The organism is Pseudomonas marincola (genome assembly GCF_900116605.1).
Classification (GTDB): Bacteria; Pseudomonadota; Gammaproteobacteria; order Pseudomonadales; family Pseudomonadaceae; genus Aquipseudomonas; species Aquipseudomonas marincola.
The window spans coordinates 158,533-178,819 of record NZ_FPBC01000001.1; the positions used below are offsets into that span (position 1 = coordinate 158,533).

Here is a 20,287-nt window from a genome sequence, read left to right on the forward strand (position 1 = left end):
CAATCAGCGCCCTTGTGTCTTGACCGTGAGCTGCCTGTGCCCGTACTGCGCCTACCGTCCCTGCCCGCCTCGGCCGGCAAACAACACTGGGGGAACCTGCCCGGTGCCGCCTTGAGCCTGGCGATTGCCGAAGCCGCCAGCAGTGCAAAGCGTTTCACTTTGTTACTGACTGCCGACAGCCAAAGTGCTGAGCGCCTTGAGCAAGAACTCAGATTCTTCGCCCCTGAGCTGCCGGTTTTGCACTTCCCGGACTGGGAAACACTGCCGTATGACCTGTTTTCCCCTCACCAAGACATCATTTCCCAGCGTATTTCTGCGCTGTATCGCCTGCCAGAGCTGAAACACGGGGTTTTGGTAGTCCCGATCACCACCGCCCTACATCGCCTGGCACCTAAACGTTTCTTGCTGGGCAGCAGCCTGGTGCTTGATGCCGGGCAAAAGCTCGAAGTCAACGAGATGCGCAGCCGCCTCGAAGCCGCTGGATATCGCTGCGTGGACACCGTGTATGAGCATGGCGAATTTGCCGTGCGCGGTGCGCTGATCGACCTGTTCCCGATGGGCAGCCACCAGCCGTACCGCATTGATCTGTTCGATGACGAAATCGAAACCCTGCGCACCTTCGACCCGGAAACCCAGCGCTCGATCGACAAGGTCGACTCGATCAAGCTGTTGCCTGCGCGCGAATTCCCGCTCGAAAAGAAAGCCGTGACCGATTTCCGCGGACGCTTTCGCGAGCGTTTTGACGTTGATTTCAGGCGTTGCCCGATCTATCAGGATCTTTCGACCGGCATTACCCCGGCCGGTATCGAGTATTACCTGCCGCTGTTCTTCGAAGAGACCGCGACCCTGTTCGACTACCTGCCGCAAGACACGCAGGTGTTCTCGCTGCCCGGTATCGAAAAGGCCGCCGAACAGTTCTGGACCGATGCGCGCAACCGCTACGAAGAGCGCCGCGTAGACCCTGAACGCCCATTGCTGCCGCCAAGCGATATTTTCGTGCCGGTTGAACACTGCTTTGCACGCCTGAAAGACTGGCCTCGCGTGGTCATCAGCAAGGAAGACATCGAAGACGGCGTCGGCCGCCAGCGCTTCAATGCGCAGCCGATGCCAGATTTGGCGATTCAAGCCAAGTCCAGCGAACCACTCGCCGCCCTGCGCCGGTTTATCGAAAACTACCCGGGCCGCATTCTGTTCTGCGCCGAATCCGCCGGTCGCCGCGAAGTACTCCTCGAACTGCTGGCCCGGCTCAAGCTCAGCCCGCGCGAGTTCGAGGGCTGGCCGCAGTTCACTCAGGCCAAAGATCGCCTTGGCATCACCATCGCACCGCTCGACGAAGGCTTGGTGCTGGATGAAATCGCCCTGATTGCCGAAAGCCCGCTGTTCGGCCAACGCGTCATGCAGCGTCGGCGTCGCGAGAAAACCCGTGACGCTGGCGAAAACGTCATCAAGAACCTCACCGAACTGCGCGAAGGCGCTCCGGTGGTGCACATCGATCACGGTGTTGGCCGCTATCAAGGCCTGATCACCCTGGAAATCGACGGCCAAAGCGCTGAGTTTCTGTCGCTGCAATACGCCGAAGAAGCCAAGTTGTACGTGCCGGTTGCCAGCTTGCACCTGATTGCCCGCTACACCGGCAGCGATGACGCCCTTGCGCCACTGCACCGCCTTGGCTCTGAGGTTTGGCAGAAAGCCAAGCGCAAAGCGGCCGAACAGGTGCGCGATGTGGCCGCTGAACTGCTGGATATCTATGCCCGCCGCGCTGCCCGTGAAGGCTACGCCTTTGCAGATCCGATGGCTGATTACGCCACATTCAGTTCGGGTTTCCCGTTTGAAGAGACGCCAGACCAACAAGCAGCCATCGACGCGGTTCACGACGACATGCTCGCGCCCAAGCCGATGGATCGCCTGGTCTGTGGCGACGTTGGCTTCGGCAAGACCGAAGTCGCAATGCGTGCGGCCTTTATCGCTGTGCATGGCGGCAAACAAGTCGCGATCCTGGTGCCGACCACCCTGCTCGCCCAGCAGCATTACAACAGCTTCCGCGACCGCTTCGCCGACTGGCCGGTAAAGGTCGAGGTGATGAGCCGCTTCAAGAGCGCCAAGGAAGTTGGCGAGGCCATGCAGCAATTGGCCGAAGGCAAGGTTGATATCGTCATCGGCACGCACAAGTTGCTGCAGGATGACGTCAAGTTCAACAACCTGGGGCTGGTGATCATCGACGAAGAACACCGTTTCGGTGTGCGCCAGAAAGAGCAACTAAAAGCGCTGCGCAGCGAAGTCGACATTCTCACCCTCACCGCCACGCCAATTCCGCGCACGCTGAACATGGCCGTTGCCGGCATGCGCGACCTGTCCATTATCGCCACCCCGCCAGCGCGGCGTTTGTCGGTACGTACCTTTGTGATGGAGCAGCAAAACACTGTCATCAAAGAGGCGCTGCTGCGTGAACTGCTCCGTGGCGGTCAGGTTTACTACCTGCACAACGATGTTAAAACCATCGAAAAATGCGCCGCTGATATCGCCGCACTGGTGCCTGAAGCCCGTATTGGTATCGGCCACGGACAAATGCGCGAGCGCGAGCTGGAACAGGTGATGGGCGACTTCTATCACAAGCGCTTCAACGTGCTGATCGCCTCGACCATTATCGAAACCGGCATCGACGTGCCGAGCGCCAACACCATCATCATCGAGCGCGCCGATAAGTTTGGCCTTGCCCAGCTGCATCAGTTGCGCGGCCGCGTCGGTCGCAGCCACCACCAGGCGTATGCGTACCTGCTGACGCCGCCGCGCAAGCAACTCACCGACGACGCGCAGAAACGCCTCGAAGCCATCGCCAACGCGCAAGATCTCGGCGCAGGCTTTGTGCTGGCCACCCACGACCTTGAGATTCGTGGCGCTGGCGAGCTGCTTGGTGACGGCCAGAGCGGTCAAATCCAGGCCGTTGGCTTCACGCTGTATATGGAAATGCTTGAGCGCGCGGTGAAGTCAATCCGCAAAGGTGAGCAACCTAATCTCGACCAGCCACTCGGTGGCGGCCCCGAGGTCAACCTGCGCGTACCGGCACTGATCCCGGAAGACTACTTGCCCGACGTGCATGCGCGGCTGATTCTGTACAAGCGCATTGCCAACGCCGCCAACGAGGATGACCTCAAGGAACTGCAGGTTGAAATGATCGACCGGTTTGGCCTGCTTCCCGAGCCGACCAAGAATCTGGTGCGCATTACCCTGCTCAAATTGCAGGCCGAAACACTCGGCATCAGCAAAGTCGACGCCGGTCCGCAAGGTGGTCGCATCGACTTCACCGCCGACACCCAGGTTGATCCGCTAACCTTGATCAAGCTGATCCAGAGCCAACCCAATCGCTATAAATTCGAAGGCGCGACGCAGTTCAAATTCCAGATTCCGATGGAACGCCCCGAAGAACGTTTCAATACCCTTGAGGCGCTGTTTGAGCGCCTGATGCCGAAAAACTAAGGATTTTGCATGCGCGCATTTCAAAGTGCTGCCTTACTCGCCCTCACCCTGCTGACGCTCGCGTCCGCGCCTGTGAGCGCCAATGATACTTACAAGGTCGAGGTCATCGTATTCCGCCAGCCGGGCGAGCCTATCCCCTCGAGCAAGCTCGCGCCGGAAGGCTGGAGCGCCGGCGCCATGACCATCAGCAAAGAGCAATCACGCGAAACCGCACTGGACCAGGAGGCGGCCAAGCTCAGCCCTGAAAACGGTTATGAAGTGCTGCTGCATCAAGCCTGGAGCCAACCCATCAGCGAGACGCCAAACAGCGTAGCGATCTCCAACGGCGAGCAGCAACTGGGGCATTACCCAGTAGAAGGCACGCTGACATTCAGCCAGGGGCGCACATTCAAGGTCGACACGCAGCTGTGGGTCAACCAGTTCGACTCCAGCGGCTTGGTCAGCGCCAGCGAACACATCAAGAAAACCGGCTCACCCGTCACCCGCGGCAAACTGACCTTCATCGATTACCAAAGCCTCGGCATATTGATCCGCATCCGCTAACCCCCCCCCGCCCGGGCAAAACAATCGCAAGCCCGGGCCAAAACCCCGGCGGTTGGAGGGTAACGTACGAATGATGGATGACGATGATAGCGTGCGAGCGTTGGATATCGTGCGGAGGATGGATAGCGTGCGCAGCACCGCAATCCGTCATAACCCTCGAAGCCGCAGCATAAATCCCACGCCAACCCGCAGACCGCCATGTCGGAAGCCGCGATGCGGATTCCAACCTCCATTGGAATAACAGGCAATCATTTCAAAACCCACCAACCCACCGGCAGATTGAAAACGTACGGTCGATGGATAACGATAGATAGCGTGCGGAGGATGGATAGCGTGCGCAGCATCGCAATCCGTCATAACCCTCGAAGCCGCAGCATAAATCCCACGCCAACCCGCAGGCCGCCATGTCGGAAGCCGCGATGCGGATTCCAACCTCCATTGAAATAACATCCGTTCAATTCAACACCCAACAACCCACCGGCAGATTGATAACGTACGGTCGATAGATAACGATGGATAGCATGCGGAGGATGGATAGCGTGCGCAGCACCGCAATCCGTCATAACCCACGCAACCGCATCATAAATCCCGCCCCAATCCGCAAAACAGTCATGTCGGAAGCCGCAATGCGGATTCCAACCTCCGTCGGATTTAGAGCTCATTAAACTCACACCCCAGACAGCATAAAGGCCCGCAAGCGGGCCTTTATGCAAATCAAAACCTGAACGCGATCAGCTCAGTACTCTGGCCAATACGGCTTTGACCTTGCCCATACCCTGCTCAAGCGCACGCTCGATCTCGGCCATGGTAATCAATGCGGTGGTCTTGCCCGCTGCCGGGTTAACCACCAGCGACAGGCACGCATACGGCAGAGAAACCTCACGCGCCAACACGGCCTCAGGCATACCGGTCATGCCGACGATATCGCAACCATCACGCTCCATGCGGGCGATCTCAGCTACTGTTTCGAGGCGCGGGCCTTGAGTGGCGCCATAAACGCCGTGGCTGCTGAATTCACAGTGTTCGGCAGCAAGCGCGGCGATCAACAGTTCACGCAACTTTTCATCGTACGGGTAGCTGAAATCAACGTGGGTCACGTGATCGAGCTCGCCTTCGAAGAAGGTGTGTTCGCGGCCCGAGGTGTAATCAATCACCTGATGCGGCACGCAAAAGTGCCCGGTGCCCATGGCCATGTGAATGCCGCCCACAGCATTGACGGCAATGATCGCCTCGGCGCCTGCCTGCTTCAGTGCCCAGATGTTGGCCCGATAGTTAACCTGATGCGGCGGGATACGGTGCGGATGGCCGTGACGCGCCAGAAACAACACTTCACGCCCGGCGTATTCGCCACGCAGCACCGGAGCCGATGGCGCGCCGTACGGCGTGTCCACATTTAATGCAGCCGTAATTGTCAGGCCTTCCAGCTGGGTCAGGCCCGTACCGCCAATGATGGCGTAAACAGTCATCAAGCGCCCCTTATTCGATTAATTGTGCGCTACGCAGCGCGTTAATGGCATTCAACCATCGTGGGTGCTGGCGGTATTCAACACCGGGGAATGACTGGCGACGCATGCGCGCCAAGCCATCCGGCGCTACAACCTGCAAGCGCTGGGCTGCGCTCAACGCCAGCTCGGCGGCGGCACGGTCGTTACACACCAGGCCCATGTCGCAGCCGGCACTGAATGCAGCTTCGATACGGCTCGCCGCATCGCCCACCACGTGAGCGCCCGCCATGGACAGGTCATCACTGAAAATCACGCCTTTGAAGCCCAGTTCGCCGCGCAGGATCTCCTGCAGCCAGCGTTTGGAGAAACCTGCCGGTTGGTTATCGACCTGCGAGTAAATAACGTGGGCCGGCATGACGGCGGCCAGTTGATTGCCGAGCAGGGTAAACGGCTGCATATCTTCAGCGCGAATTTGCTCAAGGCTGCGTTCATCCACCGGAATAGCCACATGCGAATCGGCTTCTGCCCAACCATGCCCTGGGAAATGCTTACCGGTTGCAGCCATACCCGCCTGATTCATGCCACGGATAAATGCTCCCGCCAACTCGGCAGCACGCTGCGGCGAACTTTCAAAGGCGCGGCTGCCCACCACTGCACTGCGCTGGTGATCGAGGTCGAGTACCGGCGCAAAGCTTAAATCGAGCCCGACAGCCAGCACTTCAGTGGCCATCAGCCAGCCGCAATGCTCGGCCAGTTCAGCCGCATTGTTGTTATCGGCAATGGCGCGCATGGCAGGCAGGCGAACGAAACCCTGACGCAAACGCTGAACGCGACCGCCCTCTTGGTCCACGGCCAGCAGAATATCCGGGCGAACTGCGCGAATAGCTGCCGACAGTTCGCGAACCTGACGCGGGTCTTCGATGTTGCGGGCAAATAAGATCAGACCACCGACTTCGGGCTGACGCAGAATTTGCCGGTCCTCGGCCGTCAGCCAGGTACCGTCGATGTCCAGCATCAGTGAACCTTGCATGCTTGAGCTCACAAATATTCCTTAAGTAAGTGACGCCTGCGCCCATTGCGGACACGGCGCCTCATCGATCAAAACGCGGCAACCTACCGAGACCCTGTCATACAGACCGATCAAGTCGGGATTACGCAGCCGAATGCAGCCATGAGACAACGCAACACCCATGGGTTCAGTCGGCGGCGTGCCATGCAAATAGATATAACGACGAAAGGTATCCACCTTGCCCAAACGATTACGCCCGGGCTCACAGCCGCTCAACCAGAGAATGCGGCTGAGAATCCAGTCGCGCCCCGGGAACTGCTCGGCGAGCGCTGCAGACCAGACCTCGGAGGTCCAGCGGCGGCCACGCAATACGGCACCTTCCGGCAGGCCTGCGCCGATTTTGGCGCGCACCACATGTAGGCCACGCGGCGTGCAACCGGAGCCGTTGAGTTCGCCAGCACCATTCAGGGCAGTGGACACAGGCAGGCGTACAACCAGCGCATCATCGGCAAAACCGTAGAGCGTCTGATCAGCCAGAGAGATATGTAGAAAGTTAACGGTAGACATGCGCGCTAGCTTAGCGGAACAAAGCCAGCGCGCCCACCCGTGAGCGCTTAAACCTTGGCGGTTGCGCTTGAGCCTTTGGCACGGGGAATCAGCTGTGCGGCCGCCAATGCAGGATCAGACACGCCGGTTTCCGAGCGCATGCCGGCAGCGAGGAAAGGCACCATCAGGCGCATGACCTGCTCGAGCGACGTATTAACCCCGAAATCGGTTTCCGACATGGCGCGCAATGCCTTGATACCGGACATGCTGAACGCGGCGGCACCGAGCATGAAGTGCACGCGCCAGAACAGCTCAAGCGGCGGAATGCGCGGCGCAGCATCATGGACGAGGAGCATGTAGCGACGGAAAACCTTGCCGTAAACTTCTTCAAGGTACTTACGCAAGTGGCCCTGACTCTGGCTGAACGCCAAGCCGAGCAAGCGCATGAAGATTGACAAGTCATTACCACTGCGCGGCTTTACCGCCAGCGCCTGCTCGACCAACAACTCGAGCAATTCTTCAAGGGTGGCCTTGTAGCCCGGCGTGGCCTGACGTCGGTCAAGCTCACGCTCAAGGCTGACACAGAAAGGACCGAGGAAGCGTGAGAACACAGCCTGAATCAAGGCTTTCTTCGAGCCGAAATGATAGTTAACCGCCGCCAGATTGACTCCAGCCTTGCTGGTGATCAATCGCAAAGACGTTTCGGCAAAGCCCTTCTCGGCGAACAGTTGCTCGGCCGCATCGAGAATGCGCTCTACGGTTTCTGACTGTGCCATAAACGAATACCTGACAAACACTTGTTTGAAACATACGTATTAGATGAACAGCTTGTCAAGCTACAACTTCAATCATCACACAAGTGAATAACAAGCTTTATAGCAAAGTCCACGCCGATATTAACGAGACGTTTCACACAACCTGCAAGTAACACTGATTTCGGGCGGCGACATGGCAACAGTGAAAAAGGATTATTGCCAAGCTCGATCTACTGTATATAATCCCAGTCACTGTATAAAAAGACAGAGCCCAGAAATGATTAAGCTGACGCCACGCCAATCCGAGATCCTTGAGTTCATCAAGCGCTGCATCGAAGACAACGGCTTCCCGCCTACCCGGGCAGAAATCGCTCAGGCGCTCGGTTTCAAGTCGCCCAACGCCGCCGAAGAACACCTTAAGGCACTGGCCCGCAAAGGGGCCATCGAAATGACGCCGGGCGCTTCTCGCGGCATCCGCATCCCGGGTTTTGAACCCAATGAAGAAGACGGCTTGCCAGTTATTGGCCGGGTCGCTGCGGGCGAACCTATTCTGGCACAACAGCACATCGAAGAATCCTGCAAGATCAATCCGGCGTTCTTTCATCCGCGCGCCGATTATCTGCTGCGCGTGCATGGCACCAGTATGAAGGACATCGGCATTCTGGACGGTGACCTTCTAGCCGTGCACACCACGCGTGAGGCCCGCAACGGCCAGGTCGTGGTCGCCCGGATCGGCGATGAAGTCACCGTTAAGCGCTACAAGCGCCAGGGCAATACCGTTTGGCTGATTGCTGAGAACCCTGAGTTCCAGCCAATTGAAGTCGACCTTGAACAACAAGAATTGGTTATCGAAGGATTGAGCGTCGGCGTTATACGCCGCTAGAGGAGTTCTCATGCAGTTTCCACAGTCGCACAACCGCACACAATTGCCACTGTTTGATGCGTTTCTCCCAGCTCCTGCTCTGGTGCCTGAAGCACCTGCGCACATCGAGCGAGTGGAAACACCAGAAGCATTCAGTGAAATTTCCCTACGCGGAGCCGCTGGATCCTGCCTGAACCTGCTCGCCCCAATGCTGCGAGAACTGAGCGAAAACAACGAGCAACGCTGGCTGACCCTGATTGCGCCGCCAGCAAGCCTCACCCAAGCGTGGCTACGCGACGCAGGCCTCAATCGCGAGCGCATCTTGCTGCTGCACCCGCGCAGCAAGCAGACGCCCTTGCAGCTGGCTCAGGAAACACTGCGTCTGGGCCGCAGCCATACCGTGATCAGCTGGCTGCATCCGCTGGAACGTAAAGCCCGCCTGTTGCTTGAAGCCGCCGCCAAAGAAGGTGCAGCGCAGAGCCTGAATATCAGCCTTGGCTGAACCCGCCTAATCATTGAGCCAACAAAAAAGAGCAGCCCTGAGGCTGCTCTTTTTATGTGTGTACTCTGCCGATTGAATCAGTGCAGTACGCGCGGACCTTCGTCGTGCTGAAAATCGTTTTCAGCAAGATGACCGGCCATCTGCACGCCCACATTGAGCATGGCCTTGGCCACTTCTACGTGCTGGCCCTGCAGAAATGTCTTGGCTTCCTCAGAGAAATCGAGCACTACCAGCGACTCTTCATCCTCTGCGCGACGCAGAGCAATGCGGCCGTCAGGTAGTTCAACGATTTCCAGAAACGAGGTAGGCATAAGTATGAATCTCCAAGTTAGCCAATTATTGTAACAGGCGACCGAGACTCACCCTAGCCCGCCGATCAAATCGCTGCTTACCACTCAGTCAGCGATTCACGAAAGCGTCGTGCCAACGACTTCAATTCCTGACGCCACGCCTCAAGTTCAGCACTGCTCAACTCGACCGGCTCTTCTTCAAGCGTCACCGAAGTGATTAGCGGTGTGGTCGGGTCTACTTTGGCCTTGCTGGCAGTCTGCTGCGGCACAAAGAGATCGGTATAGGCCTTCAGCAATTGTGCCAGCCAGGTTTCAGATTGCCCGGCAAGCTCAACCAGCTCTGCAAACTCAGGGCTCGGCGCTGCTTCAAGCAACGCTTTATCGAGCAGAATTTCGGCGCGCGGCGCATTGCTTTGAGGCAGCCGATAGAAACCTGCCACTTCATGGCACAGCCCAAGCAGCGCGCCGTACAAGTGAAACAAAGCCGATTCGCGCTCAGCCTGAATCAACGCCGGAGAATTAATCGCCTGGCCAGCCTCGGCCTTGCGCAACGACTCCAGCGAGAGCCCGGCATAAAAGATCTTTTGATTGGTGCGGGTGTAAAGTTCGCTCGCCATGTTGGCGCCCTCCACTGCGGATCAGTTCAACATACGCGCGCCAGCGACGTACTGGCGCGCGCTTTTGATCAGCGTTTCTTGTCTTCGACTTTCCACTTGCCGCCATCAAAGAACGCTTTCCAGCCAGTCGGCTTACCGTCGACTTCGGTCTGGACATATTGCTCTTTGGTCTTGCGGCTGTAGCGCACTACAGACAGACGCCCTTCCGGGTCTTTCTTTGGTGCGTCGAGCAAGAAGTGGTATTTCGGGTCGATCTCGTCCTTATGCGGGATCAACTCAGCGACCAGCGGCGCACGTGTTTCACGATTCTTCGGGAACTGGCTTGCGGCCAGGAACAGTCCGGAAGCGCCGTCACGCAGAATGTACGTGTCGTTAACCTTCTCGCACTTGAGTTCCGGCATTTTGACCGGATCCATCTTGGGTGGCGCCGGCTCACCGCTGCGCAGCAACTTGCGGGTGTTCTTGCATTCCGCGTTGGTGCAACCGAAGAACTTGCCGAAACGACCGGTCTTCAACTGCATCTCGCTGCCGCACTTGTCGCACTCAAGGCTCGGGCCTTCGTAGCCCTTGATGCGGTACTGACCCATCTCGATTTCATAACCCGCACAGTCCGGGTTATTGCCGCAAATGTGCAGCTTGCGGGTTTCGTCGAGCAGGTAGGCATCCATCGCCGTGTCGCAAATCTTGCAGCGATGCTTGCTGAGCAATAGCAACGATTCCGACTCGCCCTCATCGTCCGCCGCAATTTCATCGCCTGGGACCAGATTGATGGTCGACTTGCAGCGCTCTTTCGGCGGCAAGCTGTAGCCCGAGCAACCGAGGAACACGCCGGTCGAGGCGGTGCGAATCATCATCGGACGGCCACATTCGCGGCACGGAATATCAGTCAGCGTTGGCGAGTTGGCACGCATACCGCTGTCGCCATCGGCTGCTACTTCAAGCTTCTTCTTGAAGTCGCCGTAGAACTCGTCAAGCAGGTGTTTCCACTGACGTTCACCCTGCGCCACATGGTCGAGGTTCTCTTCCATGCTCGCGGTGAAACCGTAGTCCATCAGATTGGAGAAGCTTTCGCTCAAGCGCTCGGTAACGATGTCGCCCATCTTCTCGGAATAGAAACGCCGGTTGTGGATGGCCACATAGCCACGATCCTGAATCGTCGAAATAATCGCCGCATAAGTCGACGGGCGACCGATGCCGCGCTTTTCCATCTCTTTAACCAGGCTGGCTTCAGAGTAACGCGCGGGCGGCTTGGTGAAGTGCTGAGTCGGATCGAGCTTGAGCAGCTTGAGCACCTCGCCTTCAGCCATGTCCGGCAGCACGCCATCATCGCCAGGCTTGCCGACTTGCGGCAACGCACGGGTGTAACCGTCAAACTTGAGGATACGGCCCTTGGCGCGCAGCTCGAAGCGATCTGCAGCCACGGTAACCGTGGTCGACAGGTATTTGGCAGGCGGCATCTGGCAGGCCACGAATTGGCGCCAGATCAGCTCGTAAAGACGCTCAGCATCACGCTCCATGCCGCTCAACTGAGTTGGCTTGGTGTTGACGTCGGACGGACGAATCGCTTCGTGCGCCTCTTGTGCGCCTTCCTTGCTGCTGTAAACGTTAGGCTTTTCTGGCAGGTACTCCTTGCCGTACTCACCCACGATAAAGTCACGCACCATGCTCACGGCGTCAGCCGACAGGTTGGTCGAGTCGGTACGCATATAAGTGATGTAACCCGCTTCGTACAAACGCTGGGCCATCATCATGGTTTTCTTCACACCAAAGCCCAGGCGCGTACTGGCAGCCTGCTGCAAGGTGGACGTAATAAACGGCGCCGACGGCTTGCTGCTGGTCGGTTTGTCTTCACGTTTGGCAATGCTGTAGCTGGACGACTTGAGCGCCTCAACGGCGGCCATGGCCTGTGCTTCGTTGAGCGGCTTGAAGGCAGCGCCATTCTCACGGGCCACTTCAAAGCGCACGGTGTCCTTGTTGCCAGTGGCCAGATCAGCGTGCACATCCCAGTACTCTTCCGGGACAAATGCGCGAATCTCTTTCTCGCGCTCAACAACAAGCTTCACCGCTACCGACTGCACACGGCCGGCCGACAGGCCACGCGCGATCTTCGCCCACAACAGTGGCGAGACCATGTAGCCCACGACGCGATCGAGGAAGCGCCTTGCCTGCTGAGCATTGACTCGATTGATGTCGAGATCGCCCGGCTTGGAGAACGCCTCTTGAATGGCTTTCTTGGTAATTTCGTTGAACACCACCCGCTTGTAGCGGCTGTCATCACCACCAATGGATTCGCGCAGGTGCCATGCAATGGCTTCCCCCTCGCGATCCAAGTCGGTTGCGAGATAGATGGTGTCGGCTTCTTTAGCGAGTCGGCGCAGTTCGTCGACGACCTTTTCTTTGCCTGGGAGGATCTCGTAATGGGCCTTCCAGCCGTTTTCCGGATCAACCCCCATGCGCGCCACCAGCTGACGCTTGGCTTTTTCCTTGGGCGTCAATACTGGCGCCTCTGAAGCTGCCTTACCGCGTTTGGCGGGCTCTTTAGCCGCACTAGCCGAACCACTGGTAGGCAGGTCTCGGATATGGCCGATGCTCGACTTCACCACGTACTCGTTACCCAAGTACTTGTTGATGGTCTTGGCCTTGGCCGGGGATTCCACGATGACCAGCGATTTACCCATGGATCAGAAGATTCCTGAAGTTCGAAAAATTTGAAAGGCGCATCCGCCTGACGTGGCACCGCTATATATAGTGGCGATAGAGCCGAGGTCAAGCACAGTAATTGCGCGACAGTGACTCAGGGACGGTCGAAAAGTGGCGTATGCGCCTCAACCAGAGCGAATCGAGGGACACTTTCACCCTCAACTGTAACGTGACTGCAGAACATTTCCAGCGGACGCACCCAAATCCCGTATTCACCATACAGGGCTTGATAGACCACGACCTGCTCTTGTGTTTCAGAATGCCTGGCCACGCCGATAACGCGATACTCGGGGCCTTTATAATGGCGATACAGTCCGGGTTGCAAATCCATCGTGATAATCCTTGAAAAAAATCTGACGCCGGACAAACAAAAACCGGGGCACTTGGCCCCGGTTTGATGCCAGCTAACGCTTAAACGCGTTCGAAGACAGTCGTAATACCCTGACCGAGGCCCACGCACATAGTAGCAACACCCAAGGTGCCGCCATTTTGCTTCATGACGTTGAGCAGGGTACCGGAGATACGGGCTCCGGAACAACCAAACGGGTGACCCAGTGCAATCGCGCCGCCGTGCAGGTTGACCTTTTGCTCCATCTGATCGAGCACTTTCAGGTCTTTCAACACAGGCAGAGCTTGGGCTGCAAAGGCTTCATTGAGTTCAAAGAAATCAATGTCACCGATGCTCAGGCCAGCACGAGCCAGGGCTTTCTTGGTCGACGGAACCGGGCCGTAACCCATGATCGCCGGATCAACACCCGCAACAGCCATGGCGCGAACCACAGCCATCGGCTGGATACCCAGATCCTGTGCACGCTGAGCGGACATCACGATCATGCAGGAAGCGCCGTCAGTGATCTGCGAAGAAGTACCCGCAGTCACGGTGCCGCCTTTCGGGTTAAACGCCGGACGCAATGCAGCCAGGCTTTCGATCGTGGTCTCTGGACGAATGGTCTCGTCGTAGTCGAACACTTTCAGGAAGCCGTTCTCGTCATAACCCTGCATCGGGATGATTTCGTCTTTGAATTTGCCTTCGACTGTCGCTTTGTGCGCCAGACGATGCGAACGCTCGCCGAATGCATCCTGCTGCTCACGGGTGATGCCGTGCATCTTGCCGAGCATTTCAGCAGTCAGACCCATCATGCCCGAGGCTTTTGCCGCGTACAGCGACAGGTGCGGGTTTGGATCAACGCCGTGCATCATGCCAACGTGGCCCATGTGCTCCACACCGCCAACCACGAACACGTCGCCGTTACCGGTCTGGATCGCCTGCACAGCAGTGTGCAGCGCGCTCATGGAAGAACCACACAGACGGCTGACCGTCTGGCCGGCACTGGTGTGCGGGATCTGGGTCATCAGCGACGCCATGCGCGCGATGTTCCAGCCCTGCTCCAGGGTCTGGTTTACGCAACCCCAGATCACGTCTTCGACTTCAGCCGGATCGACCTTGGTGTTACGGTCCAGCAGGCCGCGAATCAGGTTCGCCGACATGGTTTCGGCACGGGTGTTACGGTGCATGCCGCCCTTGGAGCGCCCCATCGGGGTGCGACCGAAGTCGACAATCACTGCATCTCTTGGATTCAAGCTCATCGTTTTACTCTCGCTTTAATCTGTCCGCTATTAACCGAAAAACTTCTGGCCGTTTTTAGCCATTTCACGCAGTTTTTCGGTCGGCTGGTACAGCGCACCCAGTTCGGCATACTTGTCGGCCAGGGCAACGAATTCGGCAACACCAATGCTGTCGATGTAACGCAGCGCACCACCACGGAATGGAGGGAAGCCAATACCGTAGATCAGGCCCATATCGGCCTCAGCAGCGGTATCCACAATGCCGTCTTCCAGGCAGCGTACGGTTTCCATGCACAGCGGAATCATCATGAAGTTGATGATGTCTTCGTCAGTCAGTTCGCGTTCTTCGCGGATGATCTGCTTGAGCAGCTCATACGACTGCGGATCAACGACTTTCTTCGGCTTGCCGCGCTTGTCAGTCTCGTAAGCGTAGAAACCTTTACCATTTTTCTGACCAAGGCGATCGGCTTCGTACATCACGTCTACCGCGGTACGGCCTTCTACAGCCATGCGATCCGGGAAGCCTTCAGCCATTACGTCACGGCCGTGGTGGCCAGTGTCGATGCCGACAACGTCAGACAGGTACGCCGGGCCCATTGGCCAGCCGAACTTTTCCATGACTTTGTCGATACGGGTGAAATCAACGCCGAACTCAAGCAGCTTGGAGAAGCCACCGAAGTACGGGAACAGTACACGGTTGACCAGGAAGCCCGGGCAATCATTAACCACAACCGGGGTCTTACCCATCTTCTTGGCGTAGGCAACAGTAGTCGCGATAGCCACGTCGCCCGACTTCTCGCCACGGATAACCTCAACCAGCGGCATCATGTGTACCGGGTTGAAGAAGTGCATGCCACAGAAGTTTTCCGGACGCTTGAGGGCCTTGGCCAGCAAGCTGATGGAAATGGTCGAGGTGTTGGAGGTGAGAATGGCGTCTTCACGCACCACGCCTTCAACTTCAGCCAATACGGCTTGCTTGACCTTCGGGTTCTCGACAACGGCTTCTACAACGATATCGGCGTTGCCGAAATCGCCGTAAGACATGGTCGGGCGAATAGCGTTAAGCGCCTCAGCCATTTTCGCCGGAGTCAGACGGCCTTTCTCAACGCGCTTGCCAAGCAGCTTGGACGCTTCGTTGAGGCCAGTCTGGATACCGTCTTCACGGATGTCCTTCATCAGGATCGGCGTGCCTTTGACGGCCGACTGATAGGCAATACCGCCGCCCATGATGCCAGCGCCGAGTACGGCAGCCAGTTTCACGTCTTTGGCGATTTCGTCGTGGTGCTTGGCTTTTTTCTTCAGTTCCTGATCGTTCAGGAACAGGCCAATCAAGCTGGCAGCAACCGAAGTCTTGGCCAGTTTGACGAAGCCTGCCGCTTCAACTTCCAGCGCTTTGTCGCGGCCGAAGTTTGCAGCTTTCTGAATGGTTTTGATCGCTTCAACCGGCGCCGGGTAGTTCGGGCCAGCTTGACCGGCAACAAAACCCTTGGCGGTTTCAAATGCCATCATCTGCTCGATGGCATTGAGCTTGATCTTATCCAGCTTCGGCTGACGCTTGGCCTTGTAATCCAGCTCGCCGGAAATGGCGCGCTTGATCAGGTCCAGAGCTGCGGCCTGGAGCTTGTCCGGAGCAACCACAGCATCGACAGCGCCTGCTTTGAGGGCGTCTTCAGCACGGTTTTCCTTGCTCGCAGCAATCCACTCAATGGCGTTATCAGTACCGATCAGGCGTGGCAGGCGCACAGTGCCGCCGAAGCCCGGGTAGATACCCAGCTTAACTTCTGGCAGGCCGACTTTAGCGGTGGCCGACATGACGCGGTAATCCGCAGCCAGGCACATTTCGAAGCCGCCGCCCAGTGCGATGCCGTTGATGGCCGCAACTGTCGGAACATTAAGGTCTTCGAAGTCGCTGAAAATCTTGTTGGCTTCAAGGTTGCCGGCGACCAGCTCTTCATCAGGCAGCTTGAAGTTTTCAACGAACTCGGTGATATCGGCGCCGACGATGAATACGTCTTTGCCGCTGGTAACAATCACGCCTTTGATCGAACCATCGGCCTTGATTGCATCAACGCTCTGACGCAGTTCGTTAAGGGTTAGACGGTTGAACTTGTTGACGGACTCACCCTTGAGGTCGAAATTCAATTCGACGATGCCACTCTCAAGAGCCTTAACCGTGATGGCTTTACCTTCGTAAATCATCAACTGATCTCCACGGTATGGAAGCTAAACAGTACACATCGGTGCCTACTGACCAACCAGCGTGCGGGTAAAAACCCTTAAAGTCGCTAATTGCCCAGAACACCCGCCGACGCGATATTCGGAACAAGTGACCTTGCCTTATTCAGGCAAACGGTCAATTCATACGCCCGTTTGATTTGGGTAGCACACCTTCACGGAAATCCCCGTGATTGTCAATTGCCACACAACGACTCCAATCCTTTATAGCGCTGCAAATTGCAGTTTCAGGCTGCTCTGCAATTGCTTCAAAAGCATTATCATCAATGGCAATGAAGCACTATTTCATATTTACCAGCCGTTACCAGTGCAATTTTCCGAACAACGCCGCAGAGCCCGGACGGAACCTGATAAAGCAGCTAGCAGCCACACGCAGCACGGCTTTGTTGTCTCAGCGGGCTATGCCATAATGGCTGACTGCCTGATCTTGGCTTTGGACATCCCTGTAAGTTTGGGACAGTCCTCGACGCACAATGTTTCAATTGCGTCTAAAGTGAATGCACGGTCGCCAACGCTGACCGTCGAAATAGCCGCTATTGATTACAGTGCAAAATTGATAGCGAAGATTTCGCTGAAAAGAATTCCGGCCTGCCTGGCCAACCCTAAAGCCCAGTGGCAGCACTGGGCTTTTTCTTTTGCGCTAATAAACCGCGCAACCGCTGCCTTGGGCTAGGCGTGCGCCTTGAGGAAAGTGGCGATTTTCTCCAGATCGCCCGGCTTGCCGGCCTCGCCCCAGCAAATACCGACCATCTGCGCATTGGCTTCTGCTTTATAAACATCCGCCGGCAACTCGGCCAACGCGGCCGCGAGCGCAGGGTCCGCACAAGGCTCACGCCACTGATTAAGCCAATTACCAGCGCCATCTTGCCAAAAGCACCAATGCTCGCGCCGCCCACGCAGGCGTGAACGGTGATATTGCGGGCAGGAATCGAGCGGTTTATTTTCCAACCAGTAAGGCCACTCTTGCCGTGAAAGCTGCATGATGAGGCCCATTCGCCGGGCTTCGGTGCGAACATCCATACGCCCGCGCAACCGGCGCGAAGGCATCAACATTGCGAACGGGCTCAACACACAAAAAAGCAAGATTAGTATTATCCAAAAGTTCATTGCATGTAGCCCATTGAGAAATGCCTGTGTAAGGTGAATAAAACAGCCATACTTATTACTATCGGTCACTCTTATAAGGAGTTCCCCATGTCCTACCAGCATATTATGGTCGCCGTCGACTTAACCGAAGAGTGCGACCCGGTAATGAAACGTGCAGTAGCGCTCGCCGATGGCACGCATGCCAAGCTGTCGGTGGTTCACGTTGTAGAGCCAATGGCGATGGCCTTTGGTGGCGATGTGCCGATGGACCTGTCGATGTTGCAGCAGCAACAGTTTGATCAGGCTCGCGAGCGCCTTGATGCATTCTCGACCAAATACCCGCAGCTGCTCGCCGATCAACGCCACCTGACCTACGGCCAGCCGCGTCAGGAGATCCACAAGCTTGCGGAAGAGCAAGGCTGCGACCTGATCATCGTCGGCAGCCACGGTCGTCATGGTCTCGCCCTGCTGCTCGGCTCGACCGCCAATGACGTGCTGCACGGTGCACCTTGCGATGTACTCGCAGTACGCCTGAAAAAAGATTCATAAGCGCTTTGTAGATTCCACCCGCCTGCTCCCCGCAGGCGGGTAGCCTGATCAGCCTTCCAGTTCCGCCCAACGCTCAACCAGCGCATCCAACTCAGCCTGCTTGGTTTCCACTGTGGCCAGTACGGCGGCGGTCTTGTCGGCGGCTTGCTGATAAAACGCCGGATCAGAAATCTGCTCTTGCAGCGCAGCCAGCTCGGCTTCCAACTGATCGATTTGCCCCGGAATTGCTTCCAGTTCACGCTGCAGCTTGTAGCTCAATTTCTTTTTCGCCGGCGCTGGCTGCTCAACCACCGGAGCGGCTGGTTCAACTGGCGCCTCAACCACTGCCGAGGCCAGTTCTGCCTTGCCCGACTTGGTTTCACCGACGCCCAGCAAACGTGCCGAGCCACCCTGACGCAGCCAGTCCTGATAACCACCAACGTACTCACGCACACGGCCTTCACCTTCAAACACCAAGGTGCTGGTCACGACGTTGTCGAGGAATGCCCGGTCGTGGCTGACCATCAGCACAGTGCCCGGGAATGTCAGCAAGACTTCTTCAAGCAGCTCAAGGGTCTCGACGTCGAGGTCGTTGGTTGGTTCATCGAGCACCAGCAGGTTGGCGGGCTTGCTGAACAGCTTGGCCAGCAACAAGCGCGCACGCTCACCACCCGACAGCGCTTTAACCGGCGTGCGGGCACGCTGCGGGCTGAACAGGAAGTCGCCAAGATAACTGAGCACGTGACGGTTTTGGCCGTCGATCTCGATGAAGTCGCGACCTTCAGCCACGTTATCGATTACGGTTTTTTCCAGATCCAGCTGATGACGCAACTGGTCGAAGTACGCCACATCAATGCGCGTACCTTCGGTAACGCTGCCGCTGGTAGGCTGCAGGCCGCCCAGCATCAGCTTCAACAGGGTGGTTTTGCCGGTACCGTTAGCGCCCAGCAGACCAATACGGTCGCCACGCTGCAGCACCATTGAGAAATCCTTGACCAGAAATGGGCCGCCCGGATGCGCAAAGCTGACGTCTTCCAACACCATGACTTGCTTGCCTGACTTCTCGGCAGTTTCCAGCTGGATGTTGGCCTTGCCGGTACGCTCGCGGCGCTCACTGCGCTCAACACGCAATGCTTTAAGGGCACGAACACGGCCCTCGTTACGGGTGCGACGGGCTTTGATGCCCTGACGAATCCACACTTCTTCCTGGGCCAGACGCTTGTCGAACAGCGCATTCGCTGTTTCTTCAGCCGCCAGCGTTGCTTCTTTATGCACGAGGAAGCTGGCGTAATCGCCGTTCCAGTCGATCAGGCCGCCACGGTCCAGCTCAAGGATGCGCGTGGCCAGATTTTGCAGAAATGAACGGTCGTGGGTAATGAACAGAACCGCGCCCTGAAACCCGGTCAAAGCCTCTTCCAGCCAGGCGATTGCACCGATGTCCAGGTGGTTGGTTGGCTCGTCGAGCAACAGCAAATCCGGCTCGGATACCAGCGCCTGCGCCAGCAGCACGCGACGACGCCAGCCACCAGAAAGCTCGGCCAGGGTTTTGTCGGCCGGCAATTGCAGGCGGCTCAGGGTGCTGTCGACCAGTTGCTGCAAGCGCCAGCCGTCACGGGCTTCAAGGTCTTGCTGGACATGCATGAGCTTGTCTAGATCGGCATCGCTGTGAATGTTCTGGCTGAGGTGATGGTATTCGGCGAGCAATGCACCCACGCCATCCAGACCTTCCGCCACCACATCAAATACAGTGCGGCCATCGGCGACCGGCAACTCTTGCGGCAGCTCACCGATTTTCAGCCCGGGCGCGCGCCATACAGCGCCGTCATCGGGTTTCTGATCGCCCTTGACCAACTTGAGCATGCTCGACTTGCCCGTGCCGTTGCGGCCAATGATGCACACGCGTTCGCCACGGGCAATCTGCCAAGACACCTTGTCCAGCAGCGGCGATGCGCCGTAGGCCAGGGAGATATCGGTGAACTTAAGCAGGGTCATAACAAGCCTCAACAGTGCGGCGATGACATTGGCCTGATGGGTTACTGCGCTTGAATGCACCTAAGCCGCAGAACCGCTGAAGCCGAGGGAGGCCATCGCGAAAACTAATAGTTGCCGGCGCAACACGCTCAGCAAAA

General features: G+C 57.4%; 18 protein-coding genes. 6 read left to right on the forward strand and 12 right to left on the reverse strand.

Annotated elements, in window-relative coordinates; translation table 11 throughout:
- Positions 1-36 precede the first annotated feature (36 nt).
- On the forward strand, positions 37-3,474 hold the full coding sequence (mfd, locus tag BM395_RS00805; protein WP_090509167.1) for a transcription-repair coupling factor: 3,438 nt from the start codon (positions 37-39) through the stop codon (positions 3,472-3,474).
- Between the two features lie 9 nt (positions 3,475-3,483).
- The gene (locus tag BM395_RS00810; RefSeq protein WP_090508551.1) at positions 3,484-4,017 is read left to right on the forward strand and encodes a CsiV family protein; all 534 of its coding nucleotides are present in this window, start codon (positions 3,484-3,486) and stop codon (positions 4,015-4,017) included.
- Positions 4,018-4,748: 731 nt separating this feature from the next.
- On the opposite strand, the gene BM395_RS00815 is transcribed toward BM395_RS00810, so the two are convergent.
- The 4 genes from BM395_RS00815 to BM395_RS00830 are packed head-to-tail and all read right to left on the reverse strand — an operon-like array spanning position 4,749 to position 7,793.
- Entirely contained in the window at positions 4,749-5,483 is a 735-nt protein-coding gene (locus BM395_RS00815; RefSeq protein WP_090508552.1) for an S-methyl-5'-thioinosine phosphorylase, read from the reverse strand.
- A gap of 10 nt (positions 5,484-5,493) precedes the next feature.
- The gene (gene nagZ / locus BM395_RS00820) at positions 5,494-6,492 is read right to left on the reverse strand and encodes a beta-N-acetylhexosaminidase (protein WP_170860526.1); all 999 of its coding nucleotides are present in this window, start codon (positions 6,490-6,492) and stop codon (positions 5,494-5,496) included.
- Positions 6,493-6,513: 21 nt separating this feature from the next.
- Entirely contained in the window at positions 6,514-7,038 is a 525-nt protein-coding gene (locus BM395_RS00825; protein WP_090508554.1) for a L,D-transpeptidase, read from the reverse strand.
- 47 nt (positions 7,039-7,085) lie between these two features.
- Positions 7,086-7,793 carry a TetR/AcrR family transcriptional regulator gene (locus tag BM395_RS00830; protein WP_069898843.1) on the reverse strand — a complete coding sequence of 236 codons (708 nt, stop codon included), beginning with the start codon at positions 7,791-7,793 and terminating at the stop codon, positions 7,086-7,088.
- A gap of 256 nt (positions 7,794-8,049) precedes the next feature.
- Here BM395_RS00830 and lexA point away from each other — a divergent pair, with 256 nt between their 5' ends.
- Together lexA and sulA are read left to right on the forward strand one after the other, a co-directional pair.
- Positions 8,050-8,655 (forward strand): transcriptional repressor LexA, encoded by a 606-nt coding sequence (gene lexA / locus BM395_RS00835; protein ID WP_069898845.1) that lies wholly within the window; start codon positions 8,050-8,052, stop codon positions 8,653-8,655.
- A 10-nt stretch (positions 8,656-8,665) separates the two neighbouring features.
- The gene (gene sulA / locus BM395_RS00840) at positions 8,666-9,136 is read left to right on the forward strand and encodes an SOS-induced cell division inhibitor SulA (RefSeq protein WP_090508555.1); all 471 of its coding nucleotides are present in this window, start codon (positions 8,666-8,668) and stop codon (positions 9,134-9,136) included.
- Between the two features lie 77 nt (positions 9,137-9,213).
- Here sulA and BM395_RS00845 read toward each other — a convergent pair whose 3' ends face one another.
- The 6 genes from BM395_RS00845 to fadB form a co-directional block, all read right to left on the reverse strand.
- Entirely contained in the window at positions 9,214-9,447 is a 234-nt protein-coding gene (locus BM395_RS00845; protein WP_069898849.1) for a hypothetical protein, read from the reverse strand.
- A gap of 77 nt (positions 9,448-9,524) precedes the next feature.
- Positions 9,525-10,043: a DUF6586 family protein gene (locus BM395_RS00850; RefSeq protein ID WP_090508556.1), complete on the reverse strand. Its 519-nt coding sequence runs from the start codon at positions 10,041-10,043 to the stop codon at positions 9,525-9,527.
- Between the two features lie 68 nt (positions 10,044-10,111).
- Positions 10,112-12,721 carry a type I DNA topoisomerase gene (gene topA, locus BM395_RS00855; protein WP_069898851.1) on the reverse strand — a complete coding sequence of 870 codons (2,610 nt, stop codon included), beginning with the start codon at positions 12,719-12,721 and terminating at the stop codon, positions 10,112-10,114.
- A gap of 116 nt (positions 12,722-12,837) precedes the next feature.
- The gene (locus BM395_RS00860; RefSeq protein ID WP_090508557.1) at positions 12,838-13,074 is read right to left on the reverse strand and encodes a DUF1653 domain-containing protein; all 237 of its coding nucleotides are present in this window, start codon (positions 13,072-13,074) and stop codon (positions 12,838-12,840) included.
- Between the two features lie 80 nt (positions 13,075-13,154).
- The gene (fadA, locus tag BM395_RS00865) at positions 13,155-14,330 is read right to left on the reverse strand and encodes an acetyl-CoA C-acyltransferase FadA (protein WP_090508558.1); all 1,176 of its coding nucleotides are present in this window, start codon (positions 14,328-14,330) and stop codon (positions 13,155-13,157) included.
- A 30-nt stretch (positions 14,331-14,360) separates the two neighbouring features.
- The gene (gene fadB, locus BM395_RS00870; RefSeq protein ID WP_090508559.1) at positions 14,361-16,508 is read right to left on the reverse strand and encodes a fatty acid oxidation complex subunit alpha FadB; all 2,148 of its coding nucleotides are present in this window, start codon (positions 16,506-16,508) and stop codon (positions 14,361-14,363) included.
- A 205-nt stretch (positions 16,509-16,713) separates the two neighbouring features.
- Between fadB and BM395_RS00875 the strand changes: the two genes are divergently transcribed.
- Positions 16,714-17,217, forward strand: a complete 504-nt coding sequence (locus BM395_RS00875; protein ID WP_090508560.1) for a hypothetical protein — start codon at positions 16,714-16,716, stop codon at positions 17,215-17,217.
- On the opposite strand, the gene BM395_RS00880 is transcribed toward BM395_RS00875, so the two are convergent.
- Complete coding sequence (locus BM395_RS00880; protein WP_090508561.1) at positions 17,214-17,651, reverse strand: hypothetical protein; 438 nt, start codon at positions 17,649-17,651, stop codon at positions 17,214-17,216. The genes BM395_RS00875 and BM395_RS00880 overlap by 4 nt on opposite strands.
- Positions 17,652-17,738: 87 nt before the next feature.
- Between BM395_RS00880 and BM395_RS00885 the strand changes: the two genes are divergently transcribed.
- Positions 17,739-18,179: a universal stress protein gene (locus tag BM395_RS00885; RefSeq protein WP_090508562.1), complete on the forward strand. Its 441-nt coding sequence runs from the start codon at positions 17,739-17,741 to the stop codon at positions 18,177-18,179.
- Between the two features lie 48 nt (positions 18,180-18,227).
- On the opposite strand, the gene BM395_RS00890 is transcribed toward BM395_RS00885, so the two are convergent.
- Entirely contained in the window at positions 18,228-20,150 is a 1,923-nt protein-coding gene (locus tag BM395_RS00890; RefSeq protein ID WP_069898863.1) for an ATP-binding cassette domain-containing protein, read from the reverse strand.
- Positions 20,151-20,287: the final 137 nt, after the last annotated feature.